We start from the raw sequence: 11884 nt of genomic DNA, 5'->3' as shown, positions 1-11884 counted from the left end.
GCTTCAGGCCACTTCAAAGCCGGCCTCATCGATCGCAGCACGCAATGCCGGGTCCTCCAGCCCATCGCCGGAAATCCTCACCAGCTTGTGCTCCAGATCCACCTCGACGGACTTGACCCCGTCGATCGGCTCGACCTCGCGCTTGATCGCCGCTTCGCAGTGCGAGCAGTGGATCGCGGGCACGGTGTAGGTCATCGTCTCGCTCATCGCAACCTCCGGTCGGTGATGGTTGAACCACGTCATCGCATCAAACGTGGTGTACCCCAAGGGGGTATCAGTCTAGAACACTTCGTCCGCCGAATCGGCTTGGGCGCGGTGACGATGACGGCTCAGCTCAGAGCCAGCGCACGGGCTAAGACCCCCGCGGCCCAGTCAAGGCGGCGGCCTCGCCCTCCCCGCTGCTACCGCGGCCCGCCGCCCGTCGCCCGTCGCCCGTCGCAGGGACAAGAATCACAGTTGCCACGAGCACCCCGATGGCCAGCACGAGCAGCAGCGCGGACATCCTCCGATCAAGCGGCCCACGACGCGCGAGCTCCTCGTCCCTAGATGGCGTCCACTTCGAGTGGTGCGTCCGCGCCCACGCGGCGTCGATCGTCCCGAAAATCATCCCGCGCAGCGCCGGCCGGGTCGTCCGCCGCGCGAGCGCCATGTAAATGTGCCCGGCGACGAGCACGGTCGCCGCCACGGTCAGCCCGTCGTGCAGGACAATCGTGCCCGGCAGACGCAGCGCCGTGTCGTGCTCGCCGAGCAACAACAGCGTCCCGGAGACGAAGAACAGGACTGCGAACGCGGTCTGCACGATGGCGTGAAGCTTCTGACCCGCGTTGAATCGCCCCTGCGATGCGCTCCTGCGGCGCAGCCAGCGCCCGTCGTCGGCGTCGAACCACTCGAGCTCCGACAGCGTCTTCCGCAGCGCATGCCGATTCCCGAGCGCACACACCCCCAGCAGCGCCCCGATCCAGCCGCCAACGGCAAACAGGTGCACCGATGTGACCGCCTCCCGTGAGCCGACCACGCCAGCCAGGGCGGGCAGGTACAGCGTCACGCCGCTCGCCAGCATCACCCCGAACGCGGCAGCGTGGATCCAGTGCAGCACGCGCTCGGTCGCAGTGAAGCGCCTCACGTGCCCGGGATCACCCCTAGCCGTTGGAGCGACCGACCCAGGCGTCTCGGTCATACCCTCGTCTCTCCGAAAATCCCGTCTCCGGCGAGCTAACCACCCCAGCGCACGTAGTCCCAACCACCACCGGTCCGGACCTGTAGACGACTCTGCCCCTGAAACGACGAGGCAGCTCACGCGAACCATGCCCAACCTCTGCCACAGCGCAACCCGTGGGGGAGCAGGCAGATCGATCCTTCAACGCCGTTTCAAGACGCCCGCTGGTGCTCGTGCCACACGAGGAACCTACAGAGTGACCACCGCGGCCTGATCGGAGCGTGTCTTCGGGTCTTCATCGGGCATCAACGGGCCCGACAATTGATTCGCGCCGCCGGCCGGCTTCTATCCGTCTCATGCACCAGTCGCGGAGCAGGAGACCTCGCCGCGCAACCGTACCGCCAGCCCGAACGCCAGCAGCATGACGCTGAGGACCCCGAGCAGCGGCTGCAGGGGCGCCCAGTAATTCAGCGCGCCGCTGACGCCGATCAGCCCCACCACGACCTTGTTACAGATCGGGCACCCCACGGCGAAGCCCGACAACAGCATCGCTGCCACGTTGCGTTTGCCCTTGAGCGGCCCGGGCACGGGCACCGCGCCAGCGGGACACCGCACGTAGCTGGCGGCCAACATTCCCGAAAGCACCGAAGAGACCGCCCACACCGGATAGTCCCACCAGGTGACCGGCGTCATACGCCCGAACAGCGGCGTCGGAACGATCCGCGTGGGCACGCCAATCAACACCGCTGCGACCATTGTTCCGCCGGTGGCCCACGTCCAGCGCACACCTGGCCACATGCGCAGCAAACCGAGGCTCTGGCTGTACGTAACTCCGCGCAGGCGGCTCGTCTCTGTCATGGCCGGCAATCATAGGACGACTGCCATGACCCTCTGAGGGAGGCCGACTGACCCCGGGGCCGACAGGCAGAGCCTCCTAAGATGCAGGTGGTCACGAACACGGCCATGCCCTGGGAACAGATCGCGAGGAGGCGACGATGGGTACAAAACCGCAGGGCGAGGAGCTGTCGCAAGCGGGCGAGCCAGCCACGAGCGAGCGCCGCTCGCGCTGGCCAGGAGCGACGTCGACGCCCCCGTCGGCGGCCGGGCCGGGTGACTATGCCGCTCTAGAGACGGTGTTCGTGGCGGGGCTGCTCGGGGTGATCGGGCTCGCCCGGCGCCAAGAGCGCGCTGGCCGCGACCGGATCCAACGGGCGGATCTCCCGGTGCTGGCAGTCGCGACGTTCGCGCTGGCCGACGTGGTGGCCAAGGAGAAGGTGTCGACCTGGCTGCGGGAGCCATTCGTCCGCGAGAGCGCCGACCACAAGCCCACTGTCCCGGAAGGCAGCGGCATCCGTTACGCGATCGGAGAACTCCTCACCTGCACGCGCTGCGTGGGCACGTGGAGCGCGCTGACCCTGGTTGGCCTCTGGACGGCCTCGCCGGCGGCGGGCAGGACGGCCAGCAGCGTGCTCGCGCTCACGGGGGCCAACGACCTGCTGCAGAGCGGCTTCCAGCTGCTGGCCGAGCGGACGAACAAGACCTCCCTTGAGGTCGACGCTGCGCGCAAGTCAGCATCTCCGAAAGACACCGGCTGACGCTGCCCCGCAGCAGGGCCGACGTACCCGTGAAGATCCTGTGGTCTCCCAGCTGGTCGTGCTCGTGCTGGCGACCGCCACACTGTGCCCGCCCCTCCCGCGAGCGCGTGCTCGACAGTGATAGGAGCGAAAGCTACTCGTCGCAGTAGTCGATCTGATCGGTTGGTGAGAAGTCGCCGAGCAGCAGCTCGCGTTTGAACGGTCCTCCGCGTGACATGTCCTCCGCTGATACGTCGAAGGCGAACTGCTGGCCTTGACGCAGGGGGGTGCCGGCAATGGTCGTCGCCCTCACCGCGGTGTAGATGGGCGACCACGGACAGCAGTAGTAGTTCCCCAGCCAATTCCCGGCGCGGTCGGTGGCGTACCGGATGTTGCCGGCGGCCAACGCCGCTTCCAGGTCTGATTGGACGGAGATCGTGCGGTGAGCGTCGGGGTCGCGCTGCCACAGCAGTGTCATCGCCCGCTGCGCATCGCGATCGTTCTGCCAATGAGAGCGGCTCTGCGGGTCGGTCAAGCACCAAGGGTCAAAGCCAGGTTCTCCAGGACCCGGGATCAACGGGCGGCCGCCGGGCACCGACGCAGGGTTGCTGATCAACTGCGGCATTGCAGCGAGCTGTCCGAGCCGGTAGGCGCCCTCGATCGCGTCCTTGATCGCCTGCTCGATGCGTTCGTGAAGCTCGCGCGGCGCGGTGTGATGATCAAGCGAGGCGGCGTGATCAGCGGCGCTCGTCACCATCGCTAGTGCCTGACGCAACCGGTCGAGATCTTCTGAGTGCCGGCCCACCGCCGCACGCTCCGCGTCAGCGACAGCCAGCTCGGCGTGCTCGCGCATCGCCGCGCACGCAGCGAGCATCGCGTCGAGATGCGCGTGAGGACACGGATCGACATCAACCCAGGGCGGCAGCAGCGCCGGCACCATCACGTCGAATCTGTACCCCGGGTTGCTCTGCGCCTGATGCGCGCGGCTCACCCACGGCTCGACCTCAGAGTAGAACGCGAGCGCTTGACGTTCAGTCACCCTCGGCAGAAACCCGACGGTCTTCGGATCTGCCGTGTAGTCGGCCTTCAGGAACGCGTCGCCCAACGTCTGAAGCGCGAATGCGTTCCAGCAGCAGAGAAAGCACGCCCGCGTGGGGTAATCGAGATCCCACAGGTCGGTGCGCGCCTCGATCAACTCGCCGCGACGCTGCTCCACCCCAACGTAGAGATCGAAGGCCGCGCCGCCAGCGTGTTGATAAGACTCAACGGTGGCAGCCGAGACCTCACCAACCAGGCTGGCTCTCACGCGCATCATGAGACTGGGCGCACTCGGGTTCTGGCTCATCGCAACACGCCTCAACTCAAGCTACTGCTCGGGATGTGGCTCAGAAGGATGTGGCTCAGAAGACTCTGGCCTGGCGGGTTGAGCTGATCGCGGCTGCTCCGGCTGGAGCCCCTCGACATAGGCTCCGGCCCTCGCACCGACCTGCTCGATCTTGTCGTGATACTTCCCGCCGGTCTGCTGGTCGGCGGCGGCCTCTGCCTTTGTGATCGTCCGGCGGATCTCCTCCTTGTGCTCTGCGGCCGTCTTTTCCGCCCGCGACGTCAGATCGCTCAACCTCTCTCGGAATCCCATTGGTCTCCTTCCTCAGCCGCGGTGTGCGACTGCTTGTGATCGTAGTTGACCTGGGGTTCTGCGCTGGGCGCACCCACAGTGCCGAGCCTCGCGCGCAGCAACAGTGAGACTGTGCGTCCGACCAGCGCGAGGAGAACGCGCTGCTGCCAGCCCCGCGGCCGGTCGGCGGCGCGCTGTTCTCGAGTGTCCCCGGAGCGAGAAGAAGCTCGCTTCAGCGGAGCATCTGGACTCGTCCCGGCCGGTCTCGTGTTCTCAGGGCTTTATTGGCTCATTGGTTGCGCCCTGCAGGGTTGTGTTCAGAGCGATCGGGTTGCGTAGGCAGAAAGCGCCGGGGCAGTGCTCGTCGGCTAGACGCTTGAGCTCCTGGAGCTTGTCCGCGTCCGCGTCGGCGTCGATCTCCAGCCGCCAGTCGACCTGCTCGACCGGCGGGCGGTCGCTGAGCCCGAGCGCGCGGGTCTGGTCCACTTCGGCTTGGGCGTGTGCCCGTAGCGCTCTGATCTGTACGCCTTGGCGAGCGGCTTCTTGCGCGAACGTCATGGCGTAGCAGGCCAGCCCGCCCCAGAAGCAGTAGGCGAGCGGGTTCGGCGCTGAGCCGCTGCCACCCATCGGCGGTGGGAAGTCCGCCTCGAAGATCATCTCGCCGCCCGGGTGCGGGATCGCGCCCCGAAATTGCGCAGCGCCCTCCTGAACGTTCCATTCGCCGGTGAACGTGGCCTGCTGCCGAACTGCGGCAGGGTTCTCGCGTGCCTTCTCGACCGTCTGGTTGAGCGCCTCGAGGTTCACGTTGTGCATGCGCATTCTCCTTGCTTCAGGTGGTGAGGCTGAAAGCTGGCCGACGGTAATGCTGAGGCCGACGGCGATCCAGTCGTTCAGGCCGTCACAGTAATTGCATCGACTGTAAGGGACGTTCTGATCGTGTTCACGGCAAGGTCCTGGCCGAGCCGGCTGCAGACAAATCACTGCGGGTGCGGTCAAGCTCATCGATCCGGACGGTGATCGACGAGCGACGTGCCGTGCCCTCGCGGAAAGCGACTGAGACTTGAACAGCATCAGTACCGCTCGACCCCGACCGTAGCATTCGCCGACCTGGAGTCGTTCGACGGACCGGCCGGGTGGTGACGGCGAGGGTCTGGGAGACGCGTGAGATCGCGGCTAACCGGAGTTGAATGGTGGCTTCGCCAACGCTTCAGGCTACGATCGGCGAGGATCAGCATCTCTGCGGCGGTGTCGGGGCCGATCCCGAATGCTTCACGCATCTGCGGCCTGCTGGGTGAGCTCCTCGATGATTTCGTCGTGGGAGGAGATTTCGAGATCGAGGTCCTGCCAGCGGCGCCAGAGCGCGTAGTGCGGGCTTGCAAGCGGCCAACGGGTGGTCACCGCGCCAGGGCGCAGGCCCGGCGCTCGCTTTCTCAGCGAGGGTGTCGAGGAACCCGGGAGTGTTCAGCCAATCGGTGAGCGTGTAGTCCAGCAGGCTGACTTGATCTCGGCGGCTGCGAGCAGCTCGACCGGGTCGGGCTCGGCCTGCACCCCCACGACATCGTTCCAGCCGGTGGGTTTGTGATGATCGGGCCGTGGATGAGGCGGCGCGCCCGTGGCGGGACGACGATCGGCCCGGGCCAGACGTCTTCTGCCTCACGGTGTAGCCAGGCGGCGATGCTTTCGCGCTCAAGCGGGTCGGGGTCTTGAGCCCGTTGATCCAGGCTGGACTTGGCGGAGGGACACGTCCTCATAGATGGCCAGCTCGCTGAGCTCGACGCCTTCGTCGATCAGCACTGTCAGAAGACGGCCATCGCTCACGTCCACCACCACCTTTTAGGACCCCGGCTTGTCTGTTCCGTGGGTTATTTCACTGCGGCACCGGGGGGCACGGGCCCGCGAGCTTGAGCATCGCGAGCGCGATCAGCGGGGCGGGTGAGCGAAACCCGAAGGCGCGGCGGGCGATCAGTCGGATCTGGGTGTTGATCTGCTCGATCCGGGCGTTGCTGAGGCCGTGCTGATCGCGGCGAGGATCCCTGCGCGCTGCTCGGTGATCGTGCGGGCGAGCTTCACGAACGACGGCAGCCTGGATCGTCGGGCCCACGCCAGCCAGCCGTCCAGGAGCTTCTCGGCCTGGGCGGAGCCAACGCGGTAGATTCTGTCGGAGTTGCTCCTTGAGCAGGTATGCCCGGTAGAGCCGGGCGTTGGTCTTCTGGATCATCGACATCTTAGATCGCTGGCGATCGGTGAGGTTCTCCGGGTTCTTCCAGACAGCGAACCTGGCGCCCTTGAGGTCCCGCGCGAGCTGCATGTTGCCCTGCCGGCGGGCGTCGTTCCAGACCTCACGGCGCACTTGGTCCAGCGCGCCGGTCGCGAGCATGACCACGTGGAACGGGTCCACGCGCCGTTCGGCCTGCGGGGCGCGCTCGGTGATCGGAGCGGCGATCCAGGCGGCCATGTCCGCCGAGATCAATTCGAGCTGTTTGCAGCGCTCTTGGCCGAGCGCGTCAAAGAACGCGAGCACGGTCTTGCTGTCGCGGCCCGGGGCGGCCCACACGAGGCGACCGGTGTGATGGTCGACCACGACGGTGAGGTACCGCTGCCCCCTTGCGATGGCTGATCTCGTCGATCCCGATCCGTCGCAGACCGTCGAGCAGATCCACCTTCGCACGCTGCTCGTCAGCGACGCGCTCGAGGAAATGCCCGACGCTGCGCCATGCGACGCGCATAAACTCCGCGACCGCGGTCTTTGACGTATTCACCGCCAGCCAGGCGATCTGATCCTCAAAGGAGCGGGTGAACTGGCTCCCGTGCCTTGCCCACGGCACCGCCGCGACCGCGACGCCGTGCCGACGGCAGCTGACCCTCGGCGCGTCGGCCTCCAGGAAACAGAACGCGCTCGCCAGATCGAGTGCTCGCCAGCGACGACGGCCCTCGCCAAGGTCATACCAACCGCACCTCCGCCCGCATACCCCGCAGCGATCCCGCTCCCGCCAGGCCTGACCGCGACGATCACCTCTCCCTCGCTGCCCGCAGTCACCGCCTCGACCACCGCGCGTTGCAGCCCAAGCAGCCGCGCCCATACCCTGATACCGCGCACGTCGTATCGCCTCCAGAGATTCCGACCTTCGAACAGCCGGAACCCTAGGAACCACACGGCGTGTGCCTTTCTCACCCGCTCACTCGACCCACGGAAACGTCAGGAGCGCCTTTACTTTCGTGCCGCCCCGTCCGCTCTTGAGCACGACATCCCGTCTGCGTCGAAACAATGGCCAGCCGCGACTGCCCGGGCGAGAGGTTTGCCACGAATGGGATCACCAGCCGGCGCATCGGCGGGCGATGCTATGACGACATAACGATCACGCGCTTGGCTGCGACAGGGATCGCCGGATTCCTATCGCAGGCCCGATGCCTTCGGTGACCTCTGGATCGTCCGCTGCCGCAACGTCGCGCGCATCGCCACGCGTTCTTTTCGATGGTCCACGCGGTGCCCGTTGGTCGGCCATCTCACGCCACCGAAGCACACAAGCGGAACGCATGCTGAGCACAGGAGGATCTGGTTCGTTACAGACAGGTGGATGTCCGCCCGTGAGATGGCGGGCTGATAGCCCAGACACCCCGGCCTCCACGCCCCCGGCGCGTGAAGGACCTACGCAGACCGTCGGCGCTTGGAGGCGACCGGCGCCAGGAGCCCGCTCGCCCGATCGTCACGCTCCACCGCTGCCGCAAGCTTGTCGGTGACCTCGGCGAGCTCGGCGTAGGCGCGCCCCACGGCGCGCATGCTGCGGCCTTCGCTGACGCGGTCGAGTTCCTCAACGGCCTCGTCAAAGCGCTCCCAAAGCTCTTCAGGGCCGCGCCGGCCGGTGCCCGGTTGAAGCTCATACGGTGGTTTGGCGCCACCGCGGGCGGCGGGCCACTCGAAGCCGTCCTCGTGGGCGGTTTCGCAGGCGGCGGCGCGCTGATGCGCAGCGGCAGCCAACTGGTGCAGCCGGACGGAGAAGCCAGCGTCGGGCGGGGCCAGAACGTGACCGCGTAGCGCTTCGCGCCAGACCTCGCGCGCCTCATTGAATGCCTGCTCGGAGTCCATCAGGCTCCCAGCAAACCCTCGGTAGGGTCGGTCTTCGGTCGACTGGTGCGGCGTTGTAACGGCTTGGCGGCGCTGGAGACGTCCCAGGGACTGTCGCCCTCGAAGACCGGCGCCGAGCCGCGGATTCGTTCGACCTCCTGGCGGGAGATGAGGAAGCGGTTGCCGATTCTGACGGCGTCAACCTGGCCGGCGCGAATCCAGTTGCGAATGGTCTGGCTGGTGGCGCCGAACGCCTCAGCAGCCTGAGACACTGTGAGTAGCTCAGACTTGTCCACGAGGTCACGAGTATAGCCAAATACGCAAAATTTGCGCTAGAGTATCCGACATGGCTCTCAGCGGAGGGGAGTGAGACGTTGACTCCAGCGGATGGAGAACACGTAGCGAGGGTGATACCCCTCAGGCGTCGCGGGATCGCGACGCTGGAGCCACCTCGGCCTCGAGAGCCGCTCCTGGCCGAGAATGCCCCTTTTGACCCGGAATTGGAGCAGGCCGGGGTGACATTGCGGAGACGACGGACACGGCGCCTACGGGCGCCGTTCGCGTTTCTTGGGTCGCTTCGTCTGGTTCCGGTCACGCTGCGGTTGGGGCTCCTCGGCGGGATCATCGCAAGCGCCGCGGTCGCTGCGGCGCTGCTCTTCGTGACCCACTCGGCCGGCCAGCGCGTGCACCATCCTGGCGTCGTGGCAAACAGCCCCCGATCTGGCCTCCGAACCGCTCAGCTTCAGACGGCCCAGCTCGAGCAGCGCATCAGGATCGATCGCCGGGCAGCCCAGCAGCAGATCGCCGCGTTGAGGCTTCGCACGCGGCGGACGTTGCGGGCACGGCGGACGCGGCGGACATGGCGGACGGTCGCGCAGCTGCCGCCCGAGGCGACGGGACTGGGTGCTGGTCCCGCAGACCAGCACCCACAGCAACAGCAGCAGGCACCGACCGAGACAGTCGTGGCATATACGCCGCCGGTCCCCCCCACAGCGGCCACCCAGGCCGCGCCTGCTGAGACGGCGGCGAGTTCTCAAGCTTCATCCACGCAAGCATTCGGCTCATCGGGCGCTCTTGGACCGGGGAGCTCACCAAATGGTTGACCCAACCGAAGGGAGATGTGCGTGTCCAGGCTGATGGCACATGCCCGAGCGAACGCGGTGGCGTACTTGGCCCTGTTCGTTGCGCTCGGCGGCACGAGTTACGCAGCGGAAGTCAATTTGCCTACGAACTCCGTCGGCAGCAGGCAGTTGCGACACGGGGCTGTGACGGCAAGCAAACTTGGCGCTTGTGACGTTCTCGTGGGTGCGGTGACTGGCTGAGAATGGGGCGCACGCCCCGTCGCTTCTAGCCTTTCCGGCTGTTCGAAGGCTGGGATCGACTGGAGGCGAAACGAGACGTGCGCAGCATCAGAATATGGGCGCGGCTGCTTGGGCTGCGCGGGGCGGTGATCGAGGACGTGACAGTCAACGACGCTGGGGAGGAAGTAGAGGTCGTCGTGTCGGTCCGGCCGGGCTGGCGTCAACGGGACCGCTGTGGGATCTGTGGCCGGCGGTCTGGGCGCTTTGACCGTGGTGGCGGACGGCGGCGCTGGCGGGCGATGGACCTCGGGACCAGCTTCTGTTGGATCGAGGCTGACGCCCCGCGCGTGTCCTGTGCCCGTCACGGGGTTGTCGTCGCCCGTGTCCCGTGGGCACGCCATGACAGCCGCTTCACCCGCGCCTTTGAGGATCAATGCGCCTGGCTGGCGGTGAACTGCTCCAAGAAGGCTGTCGCTGAGCTGATGCGCTGCTCCTGGCGGTCTGTCGGCACGATCCTGGAACGCGTCTGCGGCGAAGCGGGGTTGAGCGTTGATCTGCTGGCGGGGCTCAAGAGCATCGGGATCGATGAGATCAGCCACCAGCGCGGTCAGAGATACCTCACCGTTGTCGTTGACCACCACACCGGCCGGCTGGTGTGGGCCGCCCCCGGCCGTGACCGCCGGACCGTGCTCGCGTTCTTTGACCAGCTTGGCGAAGAACGCTGCAAAGAGATCGAATCGGTGAGCTGTGACATGGCCGGCTGGATCAGCTCCGCGGTCGCTGAACGGGTCCCGTGGGCGGAGCGGTGCGTGGACCCGTTCCACGTGATCGCACTCGCGACCGACGCGCTCGATGAGGTCCGCCGCGAGCTCTGGCGCGACGCGCGACGCGAGAAGAACCTGACCCTGGCCAAGGACCTCAAGGGCGCCCGATTCTGTGTCTGGAAGAACCCTGAGCACCTCACCGACCGCCAAGTCGCCAAGCTGTCTGAGATCCAGAAGCTCAACGGGCCGCTCTACCGCGCCTATCTGCTCAAAGAACAGTTGCGCCAGATCTATCAGGCCGACACGCCCGAGGAGGCCGAACGGCTGCTGGACGGCTGGCTGTCCTGGGCGCGGCGATGTCGGCTGCCAGCGTTCTGCAAGCTCGCCAGAACGATCAAAGCCCAGCGGGACGGGATTCTCGCCGCGGTCCGTCTCGGACTGTCCAACGCCCGGGTTGAGCAGATCAACACCCAGATCCGTCTGATCACCCGGCGCGCATACGGGTTCCACTCCGCTCACGCGCTGATCGCGTTGGCGATGCTCACGCTCTCAGGGCTCTGCCCGCCACTGCCAGGACGGGTGAACTGACCCACGAAAACGTCACAAGACCCAGAAAAAGCTCATGTTCAACGGGATCACAAGGAACTCCTCGGGGTAGGGGGATTGCCGGCTTGGTCTGGTGCGTCGGTTCGCCGGTCGCCAGCCAACGCGTGGTAGGCGCGCAGGAAGTTGCTCATCGCTTCGATATCCCGCTGCAGCGACAGCACCCAGCCGTCGAGCTGTTCGCGTCCGTTGTCGGTGATCGTGTAGACCCGACGCGCGGGACCCGCGCTCGGGGTCTCCCACGAGGACACGACCGATCCCTCGCTCTCCATGCCCCGCAGCACCCGATAAAACGTGCCGGGATCCGGCAGGCCGCCTGACCGAGGAAACACCTCGGCCATACGCGCCAACAAGTCATAACCATGCGCGGGCGCCCCAGCCAACAGCAACAAGACCGCGGGCGTGATGAACCGCCAACCACCCCGACCGCGCCCATGCTCTGACGGGCCTTCTTCTCCACCCTGGGTCGCTCGCGTTCTCGGCATCTAGATGCAATATACACCTATAGGGAGCTGCGCGAGATCTGGCCTCGGCGTGAGCCCATCGCCAGGGCTTGGCTGCGGCATTGATGGCTCGGCGAGGCGCCCGGATGGTCAGCCAGCGTTCGCGATGAGATTGGGGCCAGCTCGCCAGCCGTTTACGAAATAGCCTCCGCGCGGAGCAGGGCTCTGTTCGCCTCGCGGTAGAGGACCAGCAGACACCACGCCAGATGCCCCTCGGGCAGCCACTCCCGCAACGACGGCGGCAACAACAAAAACGCCTGATCCCGGTCCACAGCAATGAAGTTCTGAGCCATGCCCGGAATCGT

13 protein-coding genes and 1 pseudogene are annotated in these 11884 nt (G+C 66.5%); 2 read left to right on the top strand and 12 right to left on the bottom strand.

Going from position 1 to position 11884, the window contains the following annotated elements:
- Positions 1-3: 3 nt before the first annotated feature.
- From M3M55_RS05465 to M3M55_RS05455, 3 genes are all read right to left on the bottom strand, one after another.
- Entirely contained in the window at positions 4-207 is a 204-nt protein-coding gene (locus M3M55_RS05465) for a heavy-metal-associated domain-containing protein (RefSeq protein WP_249011817.1), read from the bottom strand.
- 145 nt (positions 208-352) lie between these two features.
- Positions 353-1123, bottom strand: coding sequence for a cytochrome b/b6 domain-containing protein (locus M3M55_RS05460; protein ID WP_249011816.1), 771 nt, complete (start codon positions 1121-1123; stop codon positions 353-355).
- A gap of 387 nt (positions 1124-1510) precedes the next feature.
- Entirely contained in the window at positions 1511-2014 is a 504-nt protein-coding gene (locus M3M55_RS05455; RefSeq protein WP_249011815.1) for a hypothetical protein, read from the bottom strand.
- 137 nt (positions 2015-2151) lie between these two features.
- Here M3M55_RS05455 and M3M55_RS05450 point away from each other — a divergent pair, with 137 nt between their 5' ends.
- Positions 2152-2751 carry a DUF1360 domain-containing protein gene (locus M3M55_RS05450; RefSeq protein ID WP_249011814.1) on the top strand — a complete coding sequence of 200 codons (600 nt, stop codon included), beginning with the start codon at positions 2152-2154 and terminating at the stop codon, positions 2749-2751.
- Between the two features lie 133 nt (positions 2752-2884).
- On the opposite strand, the gene M3M55_RS05445 is transcribed toward M3M55_RS05450, so the two are convergent.
- The 7 genes and pseudogenes from M3M55_RS05445 to M3M55_RS05420 form a co-directional block, all read right to left on the bottom strand.
- Positions 2885-4075, bottom strand: a complete 1191-nt coding sequence (locus M3M55_RS05445; protein WP_249011813.1) for a hypothetical protein — start codon at positions 4073-4075, stop codon at positions 2885-2887.
- A gap of 21 nt (positions 4076-4096) precedes the next feature.
- Positions 4097-4366, bottom strand: coding sequence for an antitoxin (locus M3M55_RS05440; RefSeq protein WP_249011812.1), 270 nt, complete (start codon positions 4364-4366; stop codon positions 4097-4099).
- Between the two features lie 252 nt (positions 4367-4618).
- On the bottom strand, positions 4619-5158 hold the full coding sequence (locus M3M55_RS05435) for an OsmC family protein (RefSeq protein ID WP_249011811.1): 540 nt from the start codon (positions 5156-5158) through the stop codon (positions 4619-4621).
- 456 nt (positions 5159-5614) lie between these two features.
- Entirely contained in the window at positions 5615-5743 is a 129-nt protein-coding gene (locus M3M55_RS17405; protein ID WP_256469041.1) for a hypothetical protein, read from the bottom strand.
- 469 nt (positions 5744-6212) lie between these two features.
- Positions 6213-7442 (bottom strand): annotated as a pseudogene (locus M3M55_RS05430) (ISL3 family transposase).
- A 549-nt stretch (positions 7443-7991) separates the two neighbouring features.
- A complete protein-coding gene (locus tag M3M55_RS05425; RefSeq protein WP_249011810.1) occupies positions 7992-8429 on the bottom strand; it encodes a hypothetical protein in 438 nt (145 codons plus the stop codon).
- Positions 8429-8704 (bottom strand): helix-turn-helix domain-containing protein, encoded by a 276-nt coding sequence (locus M3M55_RS05420; protein ID WP_249011809.1) that lies wholly within the window; start codon positions 8702-8704, stop codon positions 8429-8431. Before M3M55_RS05420 ends, M3M55_RS05425 begins: the two co-directional genes overlap by 1 nt.
- A 1103-nt stretch (positions 8705-9807) precedes the next feature.
- Here M3M55_RS05420 and M3M55_RS05415 point away from each other — a divergent pair.
- On the top strand, positions 9808-11061 hold the full coding sequence (locus M3M55_RS05415) for an ISL3 family transposase (RefSeq protein ID WP_249010767.1): 1254 nt from the start codon (positions 9808-9810) through the stop codon (positions 11059-11061).
- Between the two features lie 47 nt (positions 11062-11108).
- On the opposite strand, the gene M3M55_RS05410 is transcribed toward M3M55_RS05415, so the two are convergent.
- Together M3M55_RS05410 and M3M55_RS05405 are read right to left on the bottom strand one after the other, a co-directional pair.
- Positions 11109-11561 (bottom strand): PadR family transcriptional regulator, encoded by a 453-nt coding sequence (locus M3M55_RS05410; RefSeq protein ID WP_256469040.1) that lies wholly within the window; start codon positions 11559-11561, stop codon positions 11109-11111.
- A 152-nt stretch (positions 11562-11713) separates the two neighbouring features.
- Positions 11714-11872 (bottom strand): hypothetical protein, encoded by a 159-nt coding sequence (locus M3M55_RS05405; protein WP_249011807.1) that lies wholly within the window; start codon positions 11870-11872, stop codon positions 11714-11716.
- Between the last annotated feature and the right edge of the window lie 12 nt (positions 11873-11884).

Origin of the sequence: Conexibacter sp. DBS9H8 (assembly GCF_023330685.1) — a bacterium.
In the GTDB taxonomy this organism is placed as follows: domain Bacteria; phylum Actinomycetota; class Thermoleophilia; order Solirubrobacterales; family Solirubrobacteraceae; genus Palsa-465.
Note: the sequence above shows the minus strand (reverse complement) of the source record. Positions and strands in the feature narration are given on the sequence as shown.

Coding starts and splice junctions, on each gene's coding strand:
- M3M55_RS05405 (WP_249011807.1), bottom strand. CDS start 11,872: ATGGCTCAGAACTTCATTGCTGTGGACCGGGATCAGGCGTTTTTGTTG.
- M3M55_RS05440 (WP_249011812.1), bottom strand. CDS start 4,366: ATGGGATTCCGAGAGAGGTTGAGCGATCTGACGTCGCGGGCGGAAAAG.
- M3M55_RS05465 (WP_249011817.1), bottom strand. CDS start 207: ATGAGCGAGACGATGACCTACACCGTGCCCGCGATCCACTGCTCGCAC.
- M3M55_RS05450 (WP_249011814.1), top strand. CDS start 2,152: ATGGGTACAAAACCGCAGGGCGAGGAGCTGTCGCAAGCGGGCGAGCCA.
- M3M55_RS05445 (WP_249011813.1), bottom strand. CDS start 4,075: ATGAGCCAGAACCCGAGTGCGCCCAGTCTCATGATGCGCGTGAGAGCC.
- M3M55_RS05455 (WP_249011815.1), bottom strand. CDS start 2,014: ATGACAGAGACGAGCCGCCTGCGCGGAGTTACGTACAGCCAGAGCCTC.
- M3M55_RS05435 (WP_249011811.1), bottom strand. CDS start 5,158: ATGCACAACGTGAACCTCGAGGCGCTCAACCAGACGGTCGAGAAGGCA.
- M3M55_RS05410 (WP_256469040.1), bottom strand. CDS start 11,561: ATGCCGAGAACGCGAGCGACCCAGGGTGGAGAAGAAGGCCCGTCAGAG.
- M3M55_RS05425 (WP_249011810.1), bottom strand. CDS start 8,429: ATGGACTCCGAGCAGGCATTCAATGAGGCGCGCGAGGTCTGGCGCGAA.